Origin of the sequence: Streptomyces sp. NPDC048370, from assembly GCF_043200825.1 — a bacterium.
Lineage (GTDB): Bacteria > Actinomycetota > Actinomycetes > Streptomycetales > Streptomycetaceae > Streptomyces.
In genome coordinates this window covers 59,209-80,451 of record NZ_JBICYI010000015.1, presented here as the reverse complement: position 1 = coordinate 80,451, position 21,243 = coordinate 59,209, and the positions used below count along the sequence as shown (strand labels likewise).

Annotated in this window: 26 protein-coding genes and 1 riboswitch; of the genes, 14 read left to right on the top strand and 12 right to left on the bottom strand. The window is 72.4% G+C overall.

Features of this window, described 5'->3' with window-relative positions; translation table 11 throughout:
• Positions 1-46: 46 nt before the first annotated feature.
• Both ACGFYP_RS28025 and katG read right to left on the bottom strand, forming a co-directional pair.
• Entirely contained in the window at positions 47-526 is a 480-nt protein-coding gene (locus ACGFYP_RS28025; RefSeq protein WP_393499337.1) for a GNAT family N-acetyltransferase, read from the bottom strand.
• A 100-nt stretch (positions 527-626) separates the two neighbouring features.
• The gene (katG, locus tag ACGFYP_RS28020; protein ID WP_393499074.1) at positions 627-2,849 is read right to left on the bottom strand and encodes a catalase/peroxidase HPI; all 2,223 of its coding nucleotides are present in this window, start codon (positions 2,847-2,849) and stop codon (positions 627-629) included.
• 231 nt (positions 2,850-3,080) lie between these two features.
• Between katG and ACGFYP_RS28015 the strand changes: the two genes are divergently transcribed.
• From ACGFYP_RS28015 to ACGFYP_RS28005, 3 genes are all read left to right on the top strand, one after another.
• Positions 3,081-3,491, top strand: coding sequence for a Fur family transcriptional regulator (locus ACGFYP_RS28015; protein ID WP_393499071.1), 411 nt, complete (start codon positions 3,081-3,083; stop codon positions 3,489-3,491).
• Positions 3,492-3,600: 109 nt separating this feature from the next.
• A complete protein-coding gene (locus tag ACGFYP_RS28010; protein WP_361957366.1) occupies positions 3,601-3,828 on the top strand; it encodes an antitoxin in 228 nt (75 codons plus the stop codon).
• Entirely contained in the window at positions 3,825-4,196 is a 372-nt protein-coding gene (locus tag ACGFYP_RS28005) for a fic family toxin-antitoxin system, toxin component (protein WP_361957369.1), read from the top strand. Before ACGFYP_RS28010 ends, ACGFYP_RS28005 begins: the two co-directional genes overlap by 4 nt.
• A 13-nt stretch (positions 4,197-4,209) precedes the next feature.
• Here the strand turns inward: ACGFYP_RS28005 and ACGFYP_RS28000 are convergent, their stop codons facing one another.
• The 5 genes from ACGFYP_RS28000 to bioB all read right to left on the bottom strand — a co-directional run bounded on the left by ACGFYP_RS28000 (position 4,210) and on the right by bioB (position 8,697).
• Positions 4,210-4,875, bottom strand: coding sequence for a class I SAM-dependent methyltransferase (locus ACGFYP_RS28000; RefSeq protein ID WP_393499066.1), 666 nt, complete (start codon positions 4,873-4,875; stop codon positions 4,210-4,212).
• A 52-nt stretch (positions 4,876-4,927) separates the two neighbouring features.
• Positions 4,928-5,272 (bottom strand): VOC family protein, encoded by a 345-nt coding sequence (locus tag ACGFYP_RS27995; RefSeq protein WP_393499063.1) that lies wholly within the window; start codon positions 5,270-5,272, stop codon positions 4,928-4,930.
• Positions 5,273-5,290: 18 nt separating this feature from the next.
• The gene (gene bioD, locus ACGFYP_RS27990; RefSeq protein ID WP_393499059.1) at positions 5,291-5,989 is read right to left on the bottom strand and encodes a dethiobiotin synthase; all 699 of its coding nucleotides are present in this window, start codon (positions 5,987-5,989) and stop codon (positions 5,291-5,293) included.
• Positions 5,990-6,155: 166 nt separating this feature from the next.
• Positions 6,156-7,436 carry an adenosylmethionine--8-amino-7-oxononanoate transaminase gene (locus tag ACGFYP_RS27985; protein ID WP_393499056.1) on the bottom strand — a complete coding sequence of 427 codons (1,281 nt, stop codon included), beginning with the start codon at positions 7,434-7,436 and terminating at the stop codon, positions 6,156-6,158.
• The gene (gene bioB, locus ACGFYP_RS27980; protein WP_393499053.1) at positions 7,429-8,697 is read right to left on the bottom strand and encodes a biotin synthase BioB; all 1,269 of its coding nucleotides are present in this window, start codon (positions 8,695-8,697) and stop codon (positions 7,429-7,431) included. The genes ACGFYP_RS27985 and bioB overlap by 8 nt, the downstream gene beginning before the upstream one ends.
• 144 nt (positions 8,698-8,841) lie before the next feature.
• Here bioB and ACGFYP_RS27975 point away from each other — a divergent pair, with 144 nt between their 5' ends.
• Both ACGFYP_RS27975 and ACGFYP_RS27970 read left to right on the top strand, forming a co-directional pair.
• Entirely contained in the window at positions 8,842-10,008 is a 1,167-nt protein-coding gene (locus ACGFYP_RS27975) for an 8-amino-7-oxononanoate synthase (RefSeq protein ID WP_393499050.1), read from the top strand.
• Positions 10,009-10,166: 158 nt separating this feature from the next.
• Entirely contained in the window at positions 10,167-10,625 is a 459-nt protein-coding gene (locus tag ACGFYP_RS27970) for an ATP-binding protein (RefSeq protein WP_393499047.1), read from the top strand.
• A 40-nt stretch (positions 10,626-10,665) separates the two neighbouring features.
• Here the strand turns inward: ACGFYP_RS27970 and ACGFYP_RS27965 are convergent, their stop codons facing one another.
• On the bottom strand, positions 10,666-11,571 hold the full coding sequence (locus ACGFYP_RS27965; protein WP_393499044.1) for a LysR family transcriptional regulator: 906 nt from the start codon (positions 11,569-11,571) through the stop codon (positions 10,666-10,668).
• 72 nt (positions 11,572-11,643) lie between these two features.
• Here ACGFYP_RS27965 and ACGFYP_RS27960 point away from each other — a divergent pair, with 72 nt between their 5' ends.
• Positions 11,644-12,270 carry a LysE family translocator gene (locus ACGFYP_RS27960; protein WP_361957402.1) on the top strand — a complete coding sequence of 209 codons (627 nt, stop codon included), beginning with the start codon at positions 11,644-11,646 and terminating at the stop codon, positions 12,268-12,270.
• A gap of 65 nt (positions 12,271-12,335) precedes the next feature.
• On the opposite strand, the gene ACGFYP_RS27955 is transcribed toward ACGFYP_RS27960, so the two are convergent.
• From ACGFYP_RS27955 to ACGFYP_RS27945, 3 genes are all read right to left on the bottom strand, one after another.
• Complete coding sequence (locus ACGFYP_RS27955) at positions 12,336-12,812, bottom strand: C40 family peptidase (protein WP_361957405.1); 477 nt, start codon at positions 12,810-12,812, stop codon at positions 12,336-12,338.
• 3 nt (positions 12,813-12,815) lie between these two features.
• Positions 12,816-13,013: riboswitch (cyclic di-AMP (ydaO/yuaA leader) on the bottom strand.
• Between the two features lie 314 nt (positions 13,014-13,327).
• Complete coding sequence (locus ACGFYP_RS27950) at positions 13,328-13,633, bottom strand: hypothetical protein (protein WP_361957408.1); 306 nt, start codon at positions 13,631-13,633, stop codon at positions 13,328-13,330.
• Between the two features lie 7 nt (positions 13,634-13,640).
• Positions 13,641-14,264, bottom strand: coding sequence for an ATP-dependent Clp protease proteolytic subunit (locus ACGFYP_RS27945; RefSeq protein WP_393499037.1), 624 nt, complete (start codon positions 14,262-14,264; stop codon positions 13,641-13,643).
• Positions 14,265-14,319: 55 nt separating this feature from the next.
• On the opposite strand from ACGFYP_RS27945, the gene ACGFYP_RS27940 reads away from it, so the two are divergent.
• On the top strand, positions 14,320-14,613 hold the full coding sequence (locus ACGFYP_RS27940) for a type II toxin-antitoxin system Phd/YefM family antitoxin (RefSeq protein WP_361957414.1): 294 nt from the start codon (positions 14,320-14,322) through the stop codon (positions 14,611-14,613).
• 57 nt (positions 14,614-14,670) lie between these two features.
• Here the strand turns inward: ACGFYP_RS27940 and ACGFYP_RS27935 are convergent, their stop codons facing one another.
• On the bottom strand, positions 14,671-15,660 hold the full coding sequence (locus ACGFYP_RS27935; protein WP_393499034.1) for an ABC transporter permease: 990 nt from the start codon (positions 15,658-15,660) through the stop codon (positions 14,671-14,673).
• Between the two features lie 105 nt (positions 15,661-15,765).
• Here ACGFYP_RS27935 and ACGFYP_RS27930 point away from each other — a divergent pair, with 105 nt between their 5' ends.
• The 7 genes from ACGFYP_RS27930 (at position 15,766) to ACGFYP_RS27900 (ending at position 21,136) form a co-directional block, all read left to right on the top strand.
• Positions 15,766-16,386 carry a TetR/AcrR family transcriptional regulator gene (locus ACGFYP_RS27930; RefSeq protein WP_361957420.1) on the top strand — a complete coding sequence of 207 codons (621 nt, stop codon included), beginning with the start codon at positions 15,766-15,768 and terminating at the stop codon, positions 16,384-16,386.
• 136 nt (positions 16,387-16,522) lie between these two features.
• Positions 16,523-16,825: an urease subunit gamma gene (locus ACGFYP_RS27925; RefSeq protein ID WP_361957423.1), complete on the top strand. Its 303-nt coding sequence runs from the start codon at positions 16,523-16,525 to the stop codon at positions 16,823-16,825.
• Between the two features lie 14 nt (positions 16,826-16,839).
• Entirely contained in the window at positions 16,840-17,205 is a 366-nt protein-coding gene (locus tag ACGFYP_RS27920) for an urease subunit beta (RefSeq protein ID WP_393499029.1), read from the top strand.
• Entirely contained in the window at positions 17,198-18,919 is a 1,722-nt protein-coding gene (locus ACGFYP_RS27915; protein ID WP_393499026.1) for an urease subunit alpha, read from the top strand. The genes ACGFYP_RS27920 and ACGFYP_RS27915 overlap by 8 nt, the downstream gene beginning before the upstream one ends.
• 1 nt (position 18,920) lies before the next feature.
• The gene (locus ACGFYP_RS27910) at positions 18,921-19,589 is read left to right on the top strand and encodes an urease accessory protein UreF (RefSeq protein WP_393499023.1); all 669 of its coding nucleotides are present in this window, start codon (positions 18,921-18,923) and stop codon (positions 19,587-19,589) included.
• 129 nt (positions 19,590-19,718) lie between these two features.
• The gene (ureG, locus tag ACGFYP_RS27905) at positions 19,719-20,396 is read left to right on the top strand and encodes an urease accessory protein UreG (protein WP_361957435.1); all 678 of its coding nucleotides are present in this window, start codon (positions 19,719-19,721) and stop codon (positions 20,394-20,396) included.
• Positions 20,393-21,136, top strand: a complete 744-nt coding sequence (locus ACGFYP_RS27900; RefSeq protein WP_393499019.1) for an urease accessory protein UreD — start codon at positions 20,393-20,395, stop codon at positions 21,134-21,136. The genes ureG and ACGFYP_RS27900 overlap by 4 nt, the downstream gene beginning before the upstream one ends.
• The last annotated feature ends 107 nt before the right edge of the window (positions 21,137-21,243 follow it).

The following is a 21,243-nucleotide window of genomic DNA, read 5'->3' as shown; positions in this document are numbered from 1 at the left end:
GGTAAAGGATGGGCAAAGCAGACTCTGCGGGTGAGGGGCTGCGGCTTCAGCGGGAGGGCAGGGGCTTCACCCAGCGGGTCCACTGCTCCTGGGGGCCGTACGCGGCGGCCCGCCAGGCGCGCTGCCCGAGTTCGTTGCGGTCGAGCACCATCGCGTCCGCGCGCCGCCCACCGAGGCGTACGAAACGTTCCTCCGCCGCCGCGAGCAGCGCGCCGCCCACGCCCCTGCGACGGTGGTCCGGGTGCACGGCGAGGCGGTAGAGGTGGCAGCGCCACCCGTCGAAGCCGGCGATCACCGTGCCGACGAGCTCGCCGTCGCGCTCGGCCAGGATCAGGGCCTCGGGGTCACGGGCGACGAGGCGCTCGATCCCGTCGCGGTCGTCGCTGATGCTCGTGCCCTCGGCGGCGGTCTTCCAGAAGGCGAGGACGGCGTCGAGGTCGGCCGGCCCGGCGGCCCGGATGTGCGGTGCGGTCATGACCGGAATCCCACCACCGGCCCGGGCGTCCCGTCGACCGCGTTTCGGAATCCGGAACGCTTCGGGCAGGCGTAACGACGGACGTCCAGGCCCGCCCCCGGGAGGGGCGGGCCTGGACGTCACGGCATGTGCCGGGTGATCAGCCGGGTGATCAGACCAGGTCGAAGCGGTCCAGCTCCATGACCTTGGTCCACGCGGCGACGAAGTCCTTCACGAACTTCTCCTTCGCGTCGGCGCTCGCGTAGACCTCGGCGACCGCGCGCAGCTCGGAGTTCGAGCCGAAGACGAGGTCGGCACGGGTGCCGGTCCACTTGACCGCGCCCGTGGCGGCGTCGCGGCCCTCGAACTCGTCCTGCGCCGAGGTCGTCGACTTCCACGTCGTGCCCAGGTCGAGCAGGTTGACGAAGAAGTCGTTGGACAGCGTGCCCGGCTTGTTGGTGAGGACGCCGTGCTTCGACCCGCCGTGGTTGGCGCCCAGGACGCGCAGACCACCGACGAGGACCGTCAGCTCGGGCGCGCTCAGGGTCAGCAGGTTCGCCTTGTCGAGCAGCAGGTACTCGGCCGGCAGACGGTTGCCCTTGCCGACGTAGTTGCGGAAGCCGTCGGCGGCCGGCTCGAGCGCGGCGAACGACTCGACGTCCGTCTGCTCCTGGGCGGCGTCGACACGGCCCGGCGTGAACGGCACCTCGACGTCGAAGCCGCCGTCCTTGGCCGCCTGCTCGACGGCCGCGGAGCCCGCGAGCACGACGAGGTCGGCGAGCGAGACCTTCTTGGCGCCGGCGGCGTTGAAGGACTCCTGGATGGATTCGAGCGTACGGAGGACCTGGGCCAGCTCGTCCGGGTTGTTGACCTCCCAGTTGCGCTGCGGCTCCAGGCGGATGCGGCCACCGTTGGCGCCACCGCGCTTGTCGCTGCCCCGGAAGGAGGAGGCGGCGGCCCAGGCGGCGGAGACCAGCTGCGTGACCGTGAGGTCCGAGCCGAGGATCTGCGCCTTGAGGGAGGCGACGTCGGCGGCGTCGATCAGCTCGCCCTCGCGCGCCGGCAGCGGGTCCTGCCAGAGCAGCTCCTCCGCCGGGACCTCCGGGCCGAGGTAGCGGACGACCGGGCCCATGTCACGGTGGGTGAGCTTGTACCAGGCGCGGGCGAAGGCGTCCGCGAACTCCTCCGGGTTCTCGTAGAAGCGCCGGGAGATCTGCTCGTAGACCGGGTCGAAGCGGAGCGACAGGTCGGTGGTGAGCATCGTCGGGAGGTGCTTCTTCGACGCGTCGTACGCGTCGGGGATGATCGCCTCGGCGTTCTTCGCCACCCACTGGTGAGCACCGGCCGGGCTCTGCGTGAGCTCGTACTCGTACTCGAAGAGGTGCTTGAAGAAGTCGTGGCTCCACTGCGCCGGCGTCGTGGTCCAGGTGACCTCGAGGCCACTGGTGATCGCGTCGGCACCCTTGCCGGTGTTGTACGTGCTCGCCCAGCCCAGGCCCTGCGCGTCCATCGGCGCGGCCTCGGGGTCGTCGCCGACGTTCTCCGCCGGGCCCGCGCCGTGGGTCTTGCCGAAGGTGTGGCCACCGGCGATGAGGGCGACGGTCTCCTCGTCGTTCATCGCCATGCGGCGGAAGGTCTCGCGGATGTCGCGGGCCGCGGCGATCGGGTCCGGGTTGCCGTTGGGGCCCTCCGGGTTGACGTAGATGAGACCCATCTGGACCGCGCCGAGCGGGTTCTCCAGCTCGCGGTCGCCGGTGTAGCGCTCGTCGCCGAGCCAGGTGGTCTCGGGGCCCCAGTAGACGTCCTCGTCCGGCTCCCACACGTCGGCGCGGCCACCGGCGAAGCCGAAGGTCTTGAAGCCCATCGTCTCCAGGGCGACGTTGCCGGTGAGGATCATGAGGTCGGCCCAGGAGATGGACTGGCCGTACTTCTGCTTGACCGGCCACAGCAGGCGGCGGGCCTTGTCGAGGTTGCCGTTGTCCGGCCAGCTGTTCAGCGGCGCGAAGCGCTGCTGACCGGCGCCGGCGCCACCGCGGCCGTCGCTGATGCGGTACGTACCGGCGCTGTGCCAGGCCATACGGATCATGAGCGGGCCGTAGTTGCCGAAGTCGGCCGGCCACCAGTCCTGGGAGGTGGTGAGCACCGCGGCGATGTCCCGCTTCACGGCCGGGAGGTCGAGCGCGTTGAACGCCTCGGCGTAGTCGAACTCCTCGCCGAGCGGGTTCGCCACGGCGGGGTTCTTGGCGAGGATCTTCAGATTGAGCCGATCCGGCCACCACTGACGGTTTCCGCCGCCCTGGGTCGGGTGCGCGGCACGGCCGTGCGCGACCGGGCAGCCACCGCCCGACTCCTCCGGTACGGGATCGGTGACGATGGCGTCGTGGTTCTCGGACATGGGAATCCTTCCGGACGGGGCGGATCGCGTGCTCAGCCGTGGTGGCCCGGGTGGGTGGTTGTGCCGCCCGACCGGAGCCATGTTGTCCCTTGGCTATTGCCGGAAGCGATCCTACGATGGACAGAGTCCAAGTCAAGAAGCACGCCAACCCTCTACCCGATCGGACAGCCTGGCATCCCTGGGTGAACGTCGTGTGTCCCGCCGAAATCCAAGCTGAATGGGTGAACCGATATGAGCGACCTGCTGGAGCGACTGCGTGGACGCGGCTGGCGGATGACCTCCCAGCGGCGTGTCGTGGCCGAGGTCCTCGACGGCGATCATGTCCACCTGACGGCCGACGAGGTGCACGTGCGCGCGGCCGAGCGACTCCCGGAGATCTCCCGGGCGACCGTGTACAACACGCTGGGTGAGCTGGTCTCCCTCGGCGAGGTCGTCGAGGTCTCCACGGACGGCCGGGCCAAGCGCTACGACCCGAACGCGCACCACCCGCACCATCACCTGGTGTGCTCCCGCTGCGGCACCATCCGGGACGTCCACCCGACCGGGGACCCGCTGGCCGACCTCCCGGCGGGGGAGCGCTTCGGCTTCACGGTGGCGGCGGCCGAGGTCACGTACCGAGGGCTCTGCCCGTCCTGCGCGTAGGGGGCTCGCGGGCGGGCCGAGGAAGCCCGGGGGCCGGAGGGTCCCGCGCGGGCAGCGGCTCCCGCTCCCCCCCTTGCCCGTGCTAGCGCCCCGGCGCTAGCGTGGTCGTGTGGCCAAGACCCAGCTGAACGTCCGCGTGGACGAGACGACCGCCGACACCGCGCGCCGGCGGGCGCAGCAGCGCGGCGTGAGCGTCAACCGGTACATCGAGGAACTCGTCCAGCAGGACGCCGGGGAATCGGGGCGCGCCTTCGTCGAGGCGGCGGCCGACTTCATGAAGCAGTACGAGTCCGTGTTCGCCGAGGAGTTCGGAACGGAGCGCGACCGCACCGCATGAGCCTCACGGTCGACCTCTCCTGGCTGCTCATGGTGGCCGAACACCAGACGCCCGGCGACCCCCAGGTCACCGACTGGGGCGCGCTCGTCGCCGCCGTCGGCAGGCACGACGCCGAGATCTTCGGCGTGCCCGTGTACGGCGACCCGCACGCCCGCGCCGCCGCCCTGCTCCAACTCCTGCTGCACGTCCCGGCCTTGGAGCACTCCAACGCCATGTTCGCCTCGGCCGTCGCCTACGGCTACCTCGTCGCCAGCGGCCTGAAGGTCGTCACCTCGCCGGAACAGGTCAGGGACCTGGCCCGGCTGGTGAAGAAGGGCGAGGCGGACGTCCGGGTCATCGCCGACGAGCTGCGCCAGTGGAGCCGCTGAGCCACCGGACCGCTCAGCTCCGGCGCGCCGTGCCGAGGACGCAGTACGAGCTGGGGAGCCGCGGCCCGCTCTCCGGGACGACGAAGCGGCGGTACGTGACGTTCTCGAACCCCGCCGCCTCGATCGCCGCCACCGGATCACGGCCCGAGTGGCAGCCGCCGAACAGCAGCGGCCACACCGTGCGGTCCAGGGCCCGCTGGGTCCGCGCCATCCCCGGCGACGGAGCCACCCCGTGCTCGAAGAACCGCAGCTCCGCGCCCGGCCGCAGCACCCGGCGCACCTCGGCGAGCGCGCGCGGAACGTCCCGTACCGTGCACAGCACCAGCGAGGCGACCGCCGCGTCGAAGGCCTCGCTCTTCACCGGCAGCGCCTCCGCCGCGCCCGGCACGACGTCCACCGGCACATCCGCGCGCAGGGCGGCGTCGGCGGCCAACTGGCGCAGATGGCGCTCCGGTTCGATCGCCACGACCTCGGACACCGCCCCGGGGTAGTGGGCGAAGTTCAGCCCGTTCCCCGCGCCGATCTCGATGACCCGCCCGGAAAGACCGGTCAGCAGCTCCGTACGAAGGGCCCCGACGCCGCCCTTCGTGTCGGCGGAGACGCTGAACCGGGCGTAGAAGCGGGCGAAGAGGGGATGGTGGACGGCGTCCCGTGGGACCCGGGCGGTACGTGATGACATCAGGGCCTCCTCCGACGCGCGGACGGGGTGATTCTGCCCCGTTCCGACCCGTTCAGCCCGACACGAAACAGAACTCGTTGCCCTCGGGGTCGTGCATCACCTGGAAGTCCCCCTGCTCGTCGGTGACGAGCCCGCCGGAGCGGGTGGCCCCGAGGACGATCGCCCCGTCGGCCGCCGCGCTCACGTCGGGCGCGTGCAGATCCAGATGGAGCCGGTTCTTCACGGCCTTGCCCTCGGGCACCTGCTGGAAGGCGATCCGGACGAAGCCGGGCGGCTCGACGTACGACCAGCCGGGGTCGCGGTCGACCGGTGTGCCCCCGAGGAGCTGGGCCCAGAACCGCACCAGACGGGACGGGTCACCGCAGTCGAAGACGATTTCCGCAACCTGTGCGCGCATGACACCAGCCTACGGAGATCAGAGCGTCTCGGCCGCCCAGACCCCACCGAGCGCGGGGGCCAGCCACTCGGAGGCCCGCACCCGGAACTCGGCCGGGTCGAGGCCGCCCGCGCCCTCCGGCACGGCACCGAGGAGCGGCGCCCCGGCCGCCTCCGGCAGATCGGCCAGATTGCACCGCGAGGCCAGGTCCGGCGCGGCCGGCCAGCTGCCGACGACGACACCGAGCTGCTCGATGCCGCGCGCCGCGAGGGCCTCGGCGGTCAGCGCGGTCGCGTTGAGCGTGCCGAGACCGGCGGGCGTCACCACCAGGACCGGAGCCCCGAGGAGCCGGGCGGCGTCGGCGAGCGTGCCGCCCTCGTGGTCGAAGCGGACGAGGAGCCCGCCCGCGCCCTCCACGAGGACCAGGTCGTGCTCGGTGGCCAGCTTCTCGGCAGCCTCGGCGACCTCCCGGGGGCCGACCGGCGTCATTCCGGCCCGCCGGGCGGCCGTGGCGGGCGCCAACGGCTCGGGGAACCGGCCCAGTTCGGTCGACGCGGCGGCCCCGGAGAGCCGTACGACCTCGTCCGCGTCCCCGCGCTCGCCCGGCGCGAGCCCGGTCTGCGCGGGCTTCAGCACGGCGACGGACCGCCCCTGACGGGTGGCCACGGCGGCAAGCGCGGCGGTGACGATCGTCTTCCCGATCTCCGTCCCCGTACCGCTGACGACGATGACGCTCATGGTGTGCAGTCCCCTCAGGTATGGCTCGTGTCGGGTGCCGGCCGGCGGGCAGGGCGCCGGCGCGCCGGTTCGTGCCCGGCCGTCGTCCGCCTCGCCCCGCGACGCCCCGCCCCGTACCGGCCGGGGAGCCAGGGCCTCTCGTCCGGATCCCGCCGGGCTCGCGGGGTCAGCCCGCGACCGCGGCCGCCCGCACCGCCGCGCAGATACGGGCCAGATCGTCGTCGCCGGTCACGAACGGCGGCATCGTGTAGATCAGGTCGCGGAACGGCCGCAGCCACACACCGGCCCGGACCGCCGCCTCCGTCGCCGCGGCCATGTCGACGTCGTGGTCGAGCTGGACGACGCCGATCGCGCCGAGGACCCGTACGTCCCGGACCCCCGGCGTCGAGGCCGCCGCCGCGAGCCCCTCGCGCAGGCCCGCCTCGATCCGCTTGACCTCCACCGCCCAGTCCTGGGACAGCAGCAGGTCGATCGAGGCGCAGGCCACCGAGGCGGCCAGCGGATTGCCCATGAACGTCGGCCCGTGGGCCAGGACCGGGACCTCGCCGCGCGAGATGCCGTCGGCGACGCGCGCCGAGCACAGTGTCGCCGCCATCGACAGATACCCGCCGGTCAGCGCCTTGCCCACGCACATCACATCAGGGGAGACCCCCGCGTGGTCCGCGGCGAACAGCGCGCCCGTACGGCCGAACCCGGTCGCGATCTCGTCGAACACGAGCAGTACGTCGTGCGCGTCGCAGGCCTCCCGCAGCACCCGCAGGTACGCGGGCGAGTGGAACCGCATCCCGCCCGCGCCCTGAACCACCGGCTCCACGATCACCGCGGCCAGCTCGTCCGCGTGCCGCCCGATCAGCTCCCGCAGGTGCTCCGCGTACGACTCCTCGTACGCGGCGGGCGGCGGGTCGGCGAAGAAGTGCTTCGGCAGCGCGCCCGACCACAGGTCGTGCATGCCGCCCTCCGGGTCGCACACCGCCATCGGCTGCCAGGTGTCCCCGTGGTAGCCGCCGCGCCAGGTCAGCAGTCGCCGCTTCTCGGGCCTGCCCACGGAGCGCCAGTGCTGCAGACACATCTTGATCGCGACCTCGACGGCCACCGAACCGGAGTCGCTCAGGAAGACGTGCCGGAGCGGCTCGGGCGTGATCTCCACGAGCCGGGCGGCGAGCCGGACGGCCGGCTCATGGGTGAGCCCGCCGAACATCACGTGGCTCATCCGGTCCAGCTGACCGCGCGCCGCCTCGTTGAGCACCGGGTGGTTGTAGCCGTGGATCGCGGACCACCACGACGACATGCCGTCGATCAACTCGGCCTGTCCGTGCGCCGGTTCGGCCAGCCGGAGCCGTACCCCGGACGCCGACTCGACCACCAGCGGATCCGCACGGCCCGGCATGGGGCCGTACGGATGCCAGACGTGCGCCCGGTCCAGGGCCAGCAGTTCCTCGTTACGCATTCGGCGCGAGGTCCGTTCCGGCGCCACGACGGCGCACGGCCACCAGGTCGGTCCGGGCGCCCGGCACCTCGGCCGGCGCGGCCTCCGTGGCCGCCTCGGGCTCCGGCGCGTGGCCACCGCACGGCCCGCAGCCGCCGCCCGCCTCCGCGTGCGAGCCGCAGCCCCCACCGGCCCCGGCCTCCGTCTGCGAGCCGCAGCCCGCCGACGCCGCCGAGCCGCATCCGCCGGCCGCGCCCGCCGCCGCGGCGAGGGCGTCCGCGCGGTGCTTCGGGAGCGTGGTCGTGCCCGCGCCCTCCACCTCGAAGCCCGCGTCGGCGATCATGTCCAGGTCTGTCTTGCCGGCCTGGCCCTCGCTCGTCAGGTAGTCACCGAGGAAGATCGAGTTCGCGATGTGCAGCGCGAGCGGCTGCATCGAGCGCAGGTGCACCTCGCGCCCGCCCGCGATCCGGACCTCGACGTCGGGGCAGACGAACCGGACCATCGCCAGGATCCGCAGGCAGCGCTGCGGGGTGAGGTTCCACTCCTTCGCCAGCGGCGTGCCCTCGAACGGGATCAGGAAGTTCACCGGCACCGAGTCCGAGTCCAGCTCACGGAGCGCGTAGACGACGTCGACCAGGTCCTCGTCGCTCTCGCCCATGCCCGCGATCAGACCCGAGCACGCCGACAGACCGGCGGCGTGCGCCTTCTGCACGGTGTCCACCCGGTCCGCGTAGGTGTGGGTGGTGGTGATCTCCCCGTACGTCCCCTCGGACGTGTTCAGGTTGTGGTTGTAGGCGTCGGCGCCCGCCTCGCGCAGCCGCTCCGCCTGGCCGTCCGAGAGCAGCCCCAGACAGGCGCAGACCTCGACGCCCTCGTTCTGCTCCTTGATGGCCTCGATCGTCCTGCCGACCCGCTCGACGTCCCGGTCCGTCGGCCCCCGGCCGCTCGCCACCAGGCAGACCCGCTTCGCTCCGCCCGCGACACCGGCGGCGGCCGCCTGCGAGGCCTCGTCCGGCTTCAGCCAGCTGTACTTGAGGATCCCGGTCGTCGCACCGAGCCGCTGCGAACAGTACGAGCAGTCCTCGGGGCAGAGCCCGGACTTCAGATTGACGAGATAGTTCAGCTTCACGCGCCGCCCGAACCACTGGCGGCGCACCTTGCCCGCCGCGGCCACCACGTCGAGCAGTTCGTCGTCGGAGGTCGCCAGTACGGCGAGCGCTTCTTCACGGCTCGGCAGCTCTCGCCGCAGCCCCTTGTCCACCAGCGTGTTCAGCAGGTCCATAAGGGCTGATCCTCGCCTACGGCACACCTCGCGGCCAAGGAGGATCTGAACAAACGCGCCGGTTTGACGTGTGTGGATGGCCACACCCTGTCCCCGGGCGCCGACGGTTAGGGTCTGTGCGCTGCCTACAAAAGGATCTGCCCCATGCACCGGGACGAGGACACCCGCCGGACCCCGTTCGACTGGACCGACGCCGAGGCGCGCCGCCGCACGGAGGCGGGGCTCGTCCGCACCCTGAGGCCCCGGTCCGCCGAGTCGGAGCTGCTCGATCTGGCGAGCAACGACTACCTCGGCCTGACCCGCCGCCCGGAGGTCACGGAGGCGGCCGCCGAGGCGGCCCGCCGCTGGGGCGCGGGCGCCACCGGCTCCCGTCTGGTCACCGGCACCACCCGGCTGCACGCCCGGCTCGAAGAAGAACTCGCCGCGTTCTGCGGCTTCGAGGCGGCCCTCGTCTTCTCCTCCGGCTACGCCGCCAACCTCGCCGCCCTCACCGCCCTGAGCGGCCGCGACGCGCTGATCGTCTCCGACGCGGGCAACCACGCCTCGATCGTGGACGGCTGCCGGCTCTCGCGCGCCGAGACGGCCGTGGTCCCGCACGCCGAGCCCGAGGCGGTACGCAAGACCCTCCGGGCCCACCCGGACCGCCGGTCGCTCGTGGTCTCCGACTCCGTCTTCTCGGTGGACGGCGACCGGGCCCCGCTGCCCGAACTGGCCGAGGCCTGCCGGGCCCACGGCGCCGGGCTCGTCGTGGACGACGCCCACGGTCTGGGCGTCCTCGGCGACGGCGGCCGGGGCGCCCTGCACGCCGCCGGGCTCGCGGGCGACCCGGACGTGGTCGCCACCCTCACCCTCTCCAAGTCGCTGGGCAGCCAGGGCGGAGCGGTCCTCGGACCGGCCCGGGTCGTCGAGCACCTGGTCAACGCGGCCCGTACGTTCATCTTCGACACCGGACTCGCCCCGGCGGCCGTCGGCGCCGCCCTGACGAGCCTGCGGCTGATCCAGGGCGAGCCCGGCCTCGCCGCGCGCGCCAGGACCGTCGCCACCCAGCTGCACGGCCTGCTCACGGAGGCCGGTCTGACCGCCGTGCGCCCGGACGCCGCCGTCGTCTCCGTCCGCGCGCCCTCGCCCGATGCGGCGCTGCGATGGGCCGCCGACTGCCGTGAGCAGGGGATCGTCGTCGGTTGCTTCCGGCCGCCGTCCGTCCCCGACGGCATCTCGCGGCTGCGGCTCACGGCCCGCGCGGATCTGACGGACGCGCAGATCGAGCAGGCCGTCGCCACGATCGTGCGGACCGCGCCCCCTTCCCACTGACCGGGACCCAAATACGTGCTCTCGTAGCAGAGTTCACCGCTTCGAGCGACAAATATGCACATATCTTGGTGGATCGCCGCCCAGGCGGACACGATCGGTGGCAGTCTGACGCGAAGTGCAAACCGGGCCGGGCCCGGTGGGAAAGGGACAGCGTCGCCATGGCAGACCACCAGGAAGCAACCGTCACTCTGCCGAGCGATCCCGCCTCGGTGTCCGCCGCCCGGAGATATGTCGCCGACGTCCTCAGCGGATGGGGGCTCGCGGGCGGCAGCGACACCGCGGACACGGTCCGGCTGATCGTCTCGGAGCTGGCCACCAACGCCGTCCAGCACACCTTCGGACAGTCGCCGACCTTCACCGTCGACGTCCGTCTGGAGCGCGAGGAGCAGCTCCACATCGGTGTCACCGACAGCCATCCCCGCTGGCCGAAACGGCTCCCGGCGGCCGTGCAGCAGGACAACGGACGCGGGATGGTCATCATCCGCATCCTGACGGCCGAGGCGGGCGGCCGGCTCTCGGTCACCCCGACCGACGAGGGCGGCAAGACGGTCTGGATCAACCTGCCCTGGACCGCTTCCGCCTCGGCTTCCGCCTCAGCCTCCGTCTCTCCGAACTAGGCGCGAACCAGGCGCGAGCCGGGCGCCGCCTGAGCGCCGCCTAGGCGCGGGCGAACCCGCCGCGCAGCAGCGTACGCAGCGAGGCGGCAGCGGGGCCCGATTCCTCGCCCCGGTGGGCGACCGAGATCGTCCGGCGGAACGAGGTCGGCTCCAACGCCCGTACACCCAGCGGCGAAGCCGTCATCGACGCGACCATCTCCGGCAGTACCGCCACCCCGAGACCCGCGCTGACCAGCGCGCAGACCAGGGCGTAGCCCGGCGTACGGCACACCACCGACGGTGTCGCACCCGCCCGGGCAAGGGCGCCCTCCACGCCCCGCCGCGACGGATGGTCCGGCGCGCTGCTGATCAGCGGCCGGCCCGCGAGGTCCGTGATCGGCAGCCGGCCCGAACCCTCCGCCAGGACATGGCCGGGCGCCGTGACCAGGACCAACTCCTCCACGAGGAGGGGCTCGAGCTCGACGCCCGGCGGCAGCGGTGCCGGCTCGGCCGGTTCGTAGGTGTGGGTCAGCGCGAGATCCACCTCGCCCGCCGCCACGGCGTGGACCCCGGCAGGCGGCTCGTACTCGGCGACCGTCAGCTCCACGTCCGGGTGGGCCCGGCGGAAGGCGCTGAGCACCGGTGGCAGCAGATGGATGCCCACGGTGGTGAAGGTGCCGACCCGGAGCCGCCCGCCCGACAGACCGCTGAGCCGGGCCAGCTCATGGCGGGCCCGGTCCATCTCGTCCAGGACCCGGCGCGCCCGGGTGACGAGGAGCTCGCCCGCCGGAGTCAGCCGTGCGCCCCGGTGGTGCCGGACGAGCAGCGCGGCGCCCGCCTCCCGCTCCAGCTTGGCGAGCTGCTGGGAGAGCGCGGGCGGGGTGTAGCCGAGCCGGGCGGCGGCCCGGGTGATCGAGCCGTCCTCGGCGACGGCCACCAGTGCCGCGAGCCGCACCAGATCCTGCATAAAGCATTCCTTTGGCCAGACCCAGAAGATCGTGTCTACACACTAAAGGCTCACGGCGGGCACGCTGGGGTCATGGACGGACAGCTGATCGCCTTCATCGGGGTCGCGGCGGGCATGGTGGCCATGCCGGGCGCGGACTTCACCGTCGTCGTACGCAGCGCTCTCGCCTCGCGCCGGGCGGGGGTGGCCTGCGCCGTGGGTGTGGCGGGCGGGCTCCTGGTGCACACCGCCCTCGCGGTGGCCGGGCTCGCGGCCGTGCTGATCGCCGTACCGGCGCTCTATCGCGCGCTGCAGATCGTCGGCGGCGCGTACGTCCTCTACCTCGGCGTGCAGGCGCTGCGCGGCGCGCTGCGGGCGTCGGCGGGTGAGCCGTCGGCGGACACGGCGGGGGAGCGGGCGGTCGGACGGGCGTTCCGTCAGGGCTTCCTGACCAACGTCCTCAACCCCAAGGCGCCCGTGCTCTTCCTGAGCCTGCTTCCGCAGTTCGTGCCGGAGGGCGCCGCGGTGCTGCCGCGGACCCTGCTGCTCGCGTCGATCGTGGTGCTGCTGGCCCTGCTCTGGTTCCCGCTGGTGGCGGTCCTGGTGGACCGGCTCGGCCACCGGCTGCGGCGGCCCCGGACGGCCCGGACCGTGCAGGGGGTGACGGGCGGCATGCTCGCCGCGCTCGGGGTGACGTTGCTGGTGTCACCGGGACACTGACCCTGCTGGGGCGAGGGGTGCGGCGGCGCCACCGCACCCTCCGCTCGCGACGATCGGACGGGGCGTCAGCGCACCCGGCCGTAGTACACCTTGGACGACCAGATCTTGTCGAGCTTCACCCAGGACCCCGACTTGGGCGAGTGCCAGATCTTTCCGCTACCCGCGTAGATCCCCACGTGGTACACCCTTCCACCCGAGTGGAAGAAGACCAGGTCCCCCTTCTGCCTGCTGGACGCGGAGATGTGCCGGGTCTTGTTGTACTGCTGCTGCGCGGTACGGGGCAGCGACTTGCCCGCCTTCTTGTACGAGTAGAGCGTGAGCCCCGAGCAGTCGAACCGGGTGGGTCCTGACGCTCCGTACTTGTAGGGCGATCCCTTCTTCGAAGCCGCGATGTTCAGCGCCTTGCCGGCGTACGACGTCGCGGCCTGGGCCTCCGGTGCGGCTCCTGGTGCCAGCATCGTGCCGCCGAGAGCGGCGAGGGTGAGAGCCGAGACGGCTCCGGCCCGGGACAGCATGGACGGGACATGAATCTGCGCAGTCATGCGCAACCCTTCGTCAGCCGCCTGTGAAGGATGACCTGTCGGGTTCGGGCTGGCGAAGTTGCCCGGCCGCGGTCGCGGCTTCACCCCGAGGAACGGCCCCACTGGCCGGCCGTCCCGTACTGCTCGGGTCCTCCACTCCTGCCGATCCACTCCTGTCGACCAGACATCCGGGACAGCGGCAGGACTCGGCGTCCGCCCGGACCGCCCCGCCGCGGTGGCGGGGGCTTGTCGTCGTGAGGGATCTTGACCCACAACACAGGCGAAATCCGAGCCGAAACGGCGTTATGTGAGGCTCCTCACGACTGATCCATTCGGGTGGACAGGCATGTTTCGTGATCGTCGGAGGTTTGGCCGACGAGTCCCGGACCAGGGGTGGAACGCCCGATTCCGCCAGATGCGTACACCTGTTGCGCAACTCACCCCGCACATATGTCGATTCGTCGACTACGCCGAACGGGGGAGCGATTCCGTGGCCGCGCTGCTCCGTGTGGACCTCGACACGACACGGGAGAATGTCAACTCGCCGGTGTCTCCGGGACAGTGACGCGACCCGACCTACGCTCCCCGTCCAACACCCGCAGCGCACGGGCCAATGTCTCCGCGTGCACCTCGCTCTCGCCGCGCGTATGCATCGCCGTCAGCGCGTCGCGCAGGGCGTTCACCCGCCCCACCAGCGCCTGGGCCGCGCGCAGCGCCCCATACGTATGCGAAGCCCTGGATGGATTGATACGGCCCAGCAGATCGACCACTTCGAGATAGGCGTCGATGAACTCGCCCTCGGCGCGCGTCAGGGCGGGCAGCGGTGGCAGCTCGGGAACCATCGGACGCTCACCTTCCCCCGGCGCCGCCCGACGCCCCTCGGTTCTGAATCACGTGGTCCACCAGGCCGTAGGCGGTGGCCGCCGGCGCGTCGAGGACGGTGATCCGGTCGATGTCGGCGTCGATCCGCTCGTGGCTCTGTCCGGTGTGGGTGACCAGCATCCCGGCCAGCATCGCGCGCAGCCGCATCAACTCCCGTGCCTGGATGTCGAGATCGCTCGGCTGCCCCTGCAACGGCTCGTCCGTCGTGGGCTGCTGGAGCACGACCCGGGCGCCGGGCAGCGCGAGCCGCTTGCCGGGCGCGCCGGCCGCGAGCAGCACGGCGGCGGTCGAGACGGCCTGGCCGAGACAGGTGGTCTCCACGTCGCAGGTGACGACCTGCATCGTGTCGTAGATCGCGGACATGGCGCTGATCGAACCGCCGGGGGAGTTGATGTAGAGCGAGATGTCCCGGTCCGGATCGGCGTACTCCAGATGCAGGAGCTGCGCGATGACGTCGTTCGACGAGGTCTCGTCGATGGGGGTGCCCAGGAAGACGATCCGTTCCTCGAGCAGCTTGGAGTACGGGTCGAGGGTCCGGCTCCCGAAGCTCGTGCGCTCCGTGAACTCGGGCAGGACGTAGCGAGCGTGCATGGCGATGCCTCCTTGTAAAAAATGTACAGGACGTACAGGTCGTAAGATGTGGAGCATGGCCTACGAGATTCCGGTGACGCAAGCACGTGCAGAGCTCGCCGACCTGATCAACCGCGTGGTGTACGGCAACGAGCGGGTCGTCGTGACCCGGCACGGAAAGCCCCTCGTGGCGCTGGTGTCAGCCGCTGACCTGGAGAAACTCGAAGCGGAGCACGAGGTCGCCGAGGATCTCGCGGGCAGCGCGGTCTCCGACTTCCGCTCGCTCACGTCCGCTCCGGGTGAACAGGGGCGCTTCGGCCTCGCGGCCCGCCACCGCACCCCCGGCATCCCCGGAGCCCCCGGGGCATGAGAAAGCCGCGTGCCCCCGTCCGCTACGGCGGGGACACGCGGCTGTACGAGTAGGGCGTCAGCCCACCGTCGCCGGTTCGGCCGCCGGGCCGGCGGTCGGCTCGCTCTCCGCCTTGGCCCGCCGGCCGCCGACGAGCAGCGCCGTCAGCCCGGCGACCACCCACGCGCCGAGGACGAGCAGCGCCGAGCCCGCGCCCGCGCCGTCGAAGAAGGCGACCGAGCGAAGCGCGGAGCCTCCCGCGCCCGGGGGCAGCCACTGCCCGAGCGCGCCCACCGGCGCGGGGAGCAGCTCGGGCGCGCTCGCCACGCCCGAGAACGGGTTGCCCAGCAGGATCATCGTGAGCGCGCCGACGCCGATGCCCGGCTTGCCGATGAGCGCGGCGAGCCCCGCGATCGCCGCGCCGATCGCGAGCACGGTCAGTCCGAGGACCCCGGCCTCGGCCCACCAGTCGCCGGCGAACACGCCGAGCCAGCTGTGGGCGAGCGAGGCGCCGACGATCCCGGCGAGCGCGGCGGCGCCGAGCAGGGTCACGGCCGCGCGGGCGCCCCGCAGGCCGAGGACGGTCACCACGATGCCGGAGGCCGCGCCGGCCAGGATCAGCGGGAACAGGCCCGCCCCGAAGGCGCTGCCGCGGGGGTCGCCCGCGGGGGCCGGGACGACGTCGGTCACCGTGACCTGGGTGCCGGGCGGGAGCTGGGCGGTGACGGCCTCGCGCAGCAGCCCGGCGACGACCGGGCTCGCGGCGGACGCGGTCAGCAGTTCGGGTCCCTGCGGAGTCACGACCGCCGCGCCGTATACGACCCGGTCCTCGATCGCCGTACGGGCGGCGGCCTCGGAGTCGTAACGGTGGACCTCGAAGGCGCCGTCGCGTTCGGCGAGGCGCTGTTCCAGCGGGGCGGTGGCGGTGGCGGGACCCGCGACGCCGATGGGCAGGTCGCGTGGGGCGATCCGGGCGGCGGGCCAGGCGAAGGCCCAGAGGGCCAGGGCCACGACGACCGGGATCAATACCAGCACCGCGAGGGTCTTGCGGGTGGCAGAGGCGGACATGAGGCTCTCGATTCAAAGAGAAGGATCGTTCGTTTTACGGTGGCCCCCACTGTCTCTCCGGGGTGGTCGCTTGTCAAGAATGAATGTTCGTTTTAGATTTCGGGCATGGCTCGCGTCTCCCAGGAACACCTCGACGCCCGCCGCCGTCAGATCCTCGACGGCGCCGCGCGCTGCTTCGCCCGCAACGGCTTCCACGCCACGTCCATGCAGGACGTCCTGACCGAGGTGGGCCTCTCGGCCGGCGCCGTCTACCGCTACTTCAGCGGCAAGGAGGAGCTGATCGCGGCCATCGCGGCGGAGGCGTTCGAAGGGATCCGCGGGGCCTTCGCCGAGGCCGCGAAGGCCACGCCGCCGCCCACGCCCGACATCCTCCTCGGCGCCGTCCTCAAGCTCTTCCTGGAGGAGCGGATCCCCGGCGCGGACCGCCGGGCCTTCGCGCGGCTCATCCTCCAGGTCTGGTCCGAGACCCTGCGCAACGAGCGGCTCTTCCAGACCCTCTCCGACGGCTACAACGGCATGCGCGGGGTCTGGGCGGAACTCGTCGAGGTCTACCGCGAGACCGGTCTCATGACGGCCGACGTCCCCGCCGACCGGGTGGCCCGCACCCTCATCGCCACCGCTCAGGGGTACATCGCCCAGCAGGCGCTCTTCGGCGACGTCGAGGTCGAAGTGCTGCAGGACGGCCTGCGCGGGCTCATGTCCATGCGGCCGCAAAGCGCGAGTTAACGCGTAGGAAAAACTTTCGCCCTAACGTGCAATGTCTGGCCGGGCGGCCATCACCGCAGCTCAACAGAGTGTTGACGGTCGGTAAGGTCCGCTGCTGTCCGGGCGCCTGCCCGGTGGACGACTGTGAGGTGGAAGCGTGCAACTGTCGCCGCACGAGCAGGAACGCCTGCTCATCCATGTGGCCGCCGATGTGGCCGAGAAGCGCAGGGCGCGTGGCGTCAAGCTCAACCACCCCGAGGCCGTCGCCCTGATCACCACCCACATCCTGGAGGGCGCCCGCGACGGCCGGACCGTCGCGGAGCTCATGGCGTCGGGCCGCAAGGTGCTCACCCGCGACGAGGTCATGACCGGAATCCCGGAGATGATCCACGACGTCCAGGTCGAGGCCACCTTCCCGGACGGCACCAAGCTCGTCACCGTCCACGACCCGATCGTGTGACGGGAGCGCCGCCGATGATTCCCGGAGAGATCCTCTTCGGTGACGGATCCGTCATCCTCAACGAGGGTCGCCCTGTCACCCGCCTCACCGTCCTCAACGCCGCCGACCGGCCCGTCCAGGTCGGCTCCCACTACCACTTCGCCGAGGCCAACCCCGGTCTCGACTTCGACCGCGCCGCCGCGCACGGCCTGCGCCTGCACATCGCCGCCGGTACGGCGGTGCGCTTCGAGCCCGGCATCCCGGTCGAGGTCGAACTCGTCCCGCTGGCGGGCCGCCGGATCGTCCCCGGCCTGCGCGGCGAGACGGCCGGCCCCCTCGACGCGACCGGCCCCCTCGACGCGACCGGCCCCCTCGACGCGAACGGAGGCGACCGTGCCTGAGCTGCACCGCGCCGTCTACGCCGACCTGTTCGGCCCCACCACCGGAGACCGCATCCGGCTCGCCGACACCGACCTCGTCGTCGAGATCGAGGAGGACCGCTCCGGCGGCCCCGGCCGCGCGGGCGACGAGGCCGTCTTCGGTGGCGGCAAGGTCATCCGCGAGTCGATGGGCCAGGCCCGCACGACACGGGCCGAGGGCGCGCCCGACACCGTGATCACCGGCGCCGTGATCATCGACCACTGGGGCGTGATCAAGGCTGACATCGGCATCCGCGACGGTCGGATCACCGGCATCGGCAAGGCCGGCAACCCCGACACCATGGACGGCGTCCACCCGGACCTGGTCATCGGACCGGAGACCGAGGTGATCGTCGGCAACGGCCGGATCGTCACGGCGGGCGGTATCGACACCCACATCCACTTCATCGCGCCGACCATCATCGACGAGGCCCTCGCCTCCGGCATCACCACCCTCGTCGGCGGCGGCACAGGCCCCGCCGAGGGCACCAAGGCCACCACCGTCACCCCGGGCCCCTGGCACCTCGCCGGGATGTTCGCGGCGCTTGAGAACTCCCCGGTCAACATCGGCCTGCTCGGCAAGGGCAACACGATGTCCCGCGATGCCATGTACTCCCAACTGCGGGGCGGCGCACTCGGGTTCAAGATCCACGAGGACTGGGGGGCGACCCCGGCCGTCATCGACGCCTGTCTGACCGTCTGTGAGGAGACCGGCGCCCAACTCGCCATCCACACCGACACCTTGAACGAGGCGGGGTTCGTCGCCGACACCCTCGCCGCCATCGCCGGGCGCACCATCCACGCGTACCACACCGAGGGTGCGGGCGGCGGGCACGCGCCGGACATCATCACCGTGGTGTCCGAGCCGTACGTCCTGCCCAGCTCCACGAACCCGACCAGGCCGCACACCGTCAACACCATCGAGGAACACCTCGACATGCTGATGGTCTGCCACCACCTCAACCCGGCCGTCCCCGAGGACCTGGCCTTCGCCGAGTCCCGGATCCGGCCCTCCACCATCGCCGCCGAGGACGTGCTGCACGACCTCGGCGCCATCTCGATCATCTCCTCCGACTCGCAGGCCATGGGGCGCATCGGTGAAGTGATCATGCGGACCTGGCAGACCGCGCACGTCATGAAGAAGCGCCGAGGAGCGCTGCCGGGCGACGGCCGCGCCGACAACCACCGGGCGCGTCGCTATGTCGCCAAGTACACGATCAACCCGGCGGTGGCCCAGGGGCTCGACCACGAGATCGGTTCGGTCGAGGCGGGCAAACTCGCCGACCTGGTGCTCTGGGAGCCCGCGTTCTTCGGGGTGAAGCCGCTGGTCGTGCTCAAGGGCGGCCAGATCGCGTACGCGCAGATGGGCGACGCCAACGCCTCCATCCCCACACCCCAGCCGATCCTGCCCCGCCCGATGTTCGGGGCGCTCGGCAAGGCCCCGGCGGCCAACTCCCTGAACTTCGTCACGCAGTCGGCGATCGAGGACGACCTCCCCGAACGCCTCGGCCTGGACCGGAAGTTCGTCGCCATCAAGAACACCCGGCGGATCACCAAGGCGGACATGAGGGAGAACGACGCCCTGCCCCGCGTCGAGGTCGACGCCGACACGTTCACCGTCACGATCGACGGCGAACCTGTCGACCCTGCCCCCGCCGAGGAACTGCCCCTCGCCCAGCGCTACTTCCTCTTCTGACATGGGTGCGCGCGCAGCCGCTCTGCTCGTGCTCGCCGACGGGCGCTTCCCCGCCGGCGGGCACGCCCACTCCGGTGGGGCCGAGGCAGCCGTCAAGGCCGGCCGGATCACGGACGCGGCGAGCCTCGCCGCGTTCTGCCGGGGCCGGCTCCACACCACCGGCCTCACCTCGGCGGGCCTCGCCGCGGCGGCCGCGCGCGGCCACGACCCGTACGCGCTCGACGCCGCCGCCGACGCCCGCACCCCCTCGCCCGCCCTGCGCGGGGCGGCGCGCAAACTCGGCCGGCAGATGATGCGCGCCGCCCGCGCCACCTGGCCCTGCCCCGAACTCGACGCGCTCGCGGCCGCGTTCCCGCGCGGCGCGCACCAGCCGGTCGTCCTCGGCGTCACGGCCAGGGCCGCGGGGCTCGGGCCCGAGGACGCCGCGCACTGCGTCGCGTACGAGACGGTCAGCGGCCCGGCGACGGCGGCGGTACGGCTCCTCAGCCTGGACCCCTTCCAGGCGACGGCCGTCCTCGCCCGCCTGGCGCCGGAGATGGACCAGGTCGCCGAGCGCGCGGTGGCCGCGGCCTGCCTCGGCATCGACGCCCTCCCGGCCGCATCGGCCCCGTTGCTCGACATCACCGCCGAACAGCACGCGACCTGGCCCGTCCGGCTGTTCGCGTCATGAGCGGCGGGCGCCGTAGGGCGCGGTGCGCGGGAACCCGATCACCCAAGCGGCCCCGGGGCCGCGGGTCGTGCCCGCCCTAGGCCCCCCCGCAACCCCTCGACCACACCCCTCAACCGCTGGAGCCCACCCATGCATCTCGATCACTCCCACGACCACGCCGGCGCCGTCTCCGCCGACGCCCACCGTCCCGACGGAACCCGGCGCGCCCTGCGCATCGGGCTCGGCGGGCCCGTCGGGTCCGGCAAGACCGCGACCGTCGCCGCGCTCTGCCGCGCCCTGCGCGACCAGCTCTCGATCGCCGTCGTCACCAACGACATCTACACCCGCGAGGACGCCGAGTTCCTGCTCCGTCACGCCGTCCTGCCCCCCGAGCGGATCCAGGCCGTGGAGACCGGCGCCTGCCCGCACACCGCGATCCGCGACGACATCTCCGCCAACCTCGAAGCCGTCGAGGAGCTGGAGGACACGGTCGGCCCGCTCGACCTCATCCTCGTCGAGTCCGGCGGCGACAACCTGACCGCCACCTTCTCCAAGGGCCTGGTCGACGCCCAGATCTTCGTCATCGACGTGGCGGGCGGCGACGACATCCCCCGCAAGGGCGGCCCCGGCGTCACCACCGCCGACCTGCTCGTCGTCAACAAGACCGACCTCGCCCCGTACGTCGGCTCCGACCTGGAGCGCATGGCACGCGACGCCAAGGAGCAGCGCGGCGACCTGCCCGTCGCCTTCACCTCGCTCACCGGCGAGCAGGGCGTCACGCCCGTCGCCGACTGGGTCCGCGAGCGGCTCGGCGCCTGGTCCGCATGAGCCTGAGCGCCACCGCCCGGATCGTCGCCGACGCCGACGGCGGGCTGCCCGTCCTCCGGAGCGACGGCCCCCTCGCGCTCCGCCGGACCCGTGCCACCGGCCCGTACACGCGGGTCACCGTCGTCGGCGCGATGAGCGCCCCGCTCGGCGGCGACCGGCTCGCGATCGAGTCGGAGGTACGGGACGGGGCCTGGCTCCTGGTCGACTCGGCCGCCGCGACCGTGGCCCTGCCCGGCCGCTCCGCCGAACCGGCCACGTACGACGTGCGGTTGGCGGTCGGCGACGGCGCGGTGCTGCGCTGGCTGCCCGAACAGCTGGTCTGCGCCCAGGGATCCGCACTCGTGATGCGCACCACCGTCGCACTGGCCCCCACCGCACGGCTCGTGCTCCGGGAGGAGCAGATCCTCGGCCGCCACGGCGAGGAGACCGGCACGCTCCTCTCCCGCCTCACCGTCCACCGCGCCGGTCGCCCCCTGCTCGACCAGGAGGTGGCGTACGGACCCGGCTCCCTGGGCGGCTGGGACGGCGGAGCGGTCCTCGCAGGACACCGCTCGGTGGGCCAACTCCTCGTCGTGGACCCCGCGTTCGAGAAGGATCCGGTGGAGCCCCGGGCGCTCGCGGAGAACGCCGTCCTCGCCCCGCTCGCCGGACCCGGTGCGCTGGTCACGGCCGTCGCCCCCGACGCGCTCCGGCTGCGCCGGGTCCTCGACGAGGCGCTCGGCATCCTCGCGCCGTCCTGAGTTCACCGCTCAGCGGTACAGCGGTATCCGGTTATTGGTTCGGCAAAGAAACACGTGTACGCCCTTTCCCGTGCGTCGGCCGGACGAAAGGATCCCTCCGGACAGAC

Bases quoted from the DNA above. Each gene is read 5' to 3' on its own strand.
- ACGFYP_RS28005 (WP_361957369.1), top strand. From the start codon at position 3,825: ATGAGCCTCACGGTCGACCTCTCCTGGCTGCTCATGGTGGCCGAACAC.
- ACGFYP_RS28000 (WP_393499066.1), bottom strand. From the start codon at position 4,875: ATGTCATCACGTACCGCCCGGGTCCCACGGGACGCCGTCCACCATCCC.
- ACGFYP_RS27945 (WP_393499037.1), bottom strand. From the start codon at position 14,264: ATGCACGCTCGCTACGTCCTGCCCGAGTTCACGGAGCGCACGAGCTTC.
- ACGFYP_RS27965 (WP_393499044.1), bottom strand. From the start codon at position 11,571: ATGCAGGATCTGGTGCGGCTCGCGGCACTGGTGGCCGTCGCCGAGGAC.
- ACGFYP_RS27935 (WP_393499034.1), bottom strand. From the start codon at position 15,660: ATGTCCGCCTCTGCCACCCGCAAGACCCTCGCGGTGCTGGTATTGATC.
- bioD (WP_393499059.1), bottom strand. From the start codon at position 5,989: ATGAGCGTCATCGTCGTCAGCGGTACGGGGACGGAGATCGGGAAGACG.
- ACGFYP_RS27995 (WP_393499063.1), bottom strand. From the start codon at position 5,272: ATGCGCGCACAGGTTGCGGAAATCGTCTTCGACTGCGGTGACCCGTCC.
- ACGFYP_RS27960 (WP_361957402.1), top strand. From the start codon at position 11,644: ATGGACGGACAGCTGATCGCCTTCATCGGGGTCGCGGCGGGCATGGTG.
- ACGFYP_RS27985 (WP_393499056.1), bottom strand. From the start codon at position 7,436: ATGCGTAACGAGGAACTGCTGGCCCTGGACCGGGCGCACGTCTGGCAT.
- ACGFYP_RS28015 (WP_393499071.1), top strand. From the start codon at position 3,081: ATGAGCGACCTGCTGGAGCGACTGCGTGGACGCGGCTGGCGGATGACC.
- ACGFYP_RS27970 (WP_393499047.1), top strand. From the start codon at position 10,167: ATGGCAGACCACCAGGAAGCAACCGTCACTCTGCCGAGCGATCCCGCC.
- katG (WP_393499074.1), bottom strand. From the start codon at position 2,849: ATGTCCGAGAACCACGACGCCATCGTCACCGATCCCGTACCGGAGGAG.
- ACGFYP_RS27920 (WP_393499029.1), top strand. From the start codon at position 16,840: ATGATTCCCGGAGAGATCCTCTTCGGTGACGGATCCGTCATCCTCAAC.
- ACGFYP_RS27940 (WP_361957414.1), top strand. From the start codon at position 14,320: ATGGCCTACGAGATTCCGGTGACGCAAGCACGTGCAGAGCTCGCCGAC.
- ACGFYP_RS27950 (WP_361957408.1), bottom strand. From the start codon at position 13,633: ATGGTTCCCGAGCTGCCACCGCTGCCCGCCCTGACGCGCGCCGAGGGC.
- ACGFYP_RS27955 (WP_361957405.1), bottom strand. From the start codon at position 12,812: ATGACTGCGCAGATTCATGTCCCGTCCATGCTGTCCCGGGCCGGAGCC.
- bioB (WP_393499053.1), bottom strand. From the start codon at position 8,697: ATGGACCTGCTGAACACGCTGGTGGACAAGGGGCTGCGGCGAGAGCTG.
- ACGFYP_RS27930 (WP_361957420.1), top strand. From the start codon at position 15,766: ATGGCTCGCGTCTCCCAGGAACACCTCGACGCCCGCCGCCGTCAGATC.
- ureG (WP_361957435.1), top strand. From the start codon at position 19,719: ATGCATCTCGATCACTCCCACGACCACGCCGGCGCCGTCTCCGCCGAC.
- ACGFYP_RS27910 (WP_393499023.1), top strand. From the start codon at position 18,921: ATGGGTGCGCGCGCAGCCGCTCTGCTCGTGCTCGCCGACGGGCGCTTC.
- ACGFYP_RS27975 (WP_393499050.1), top strand. From the start codon at position 8,842: ATGCACCGGGACGAGGACACCCGCCGGACCCCGTTCGACTGGACCGAC.
- ACGFYP_RS27900 (WP_393499019.1), top strand. From the start codon at position 20,393: ATGAGCCTGAGCGCCACCGCCCGGATCGTCGCCGACGCCGACGGCGGG.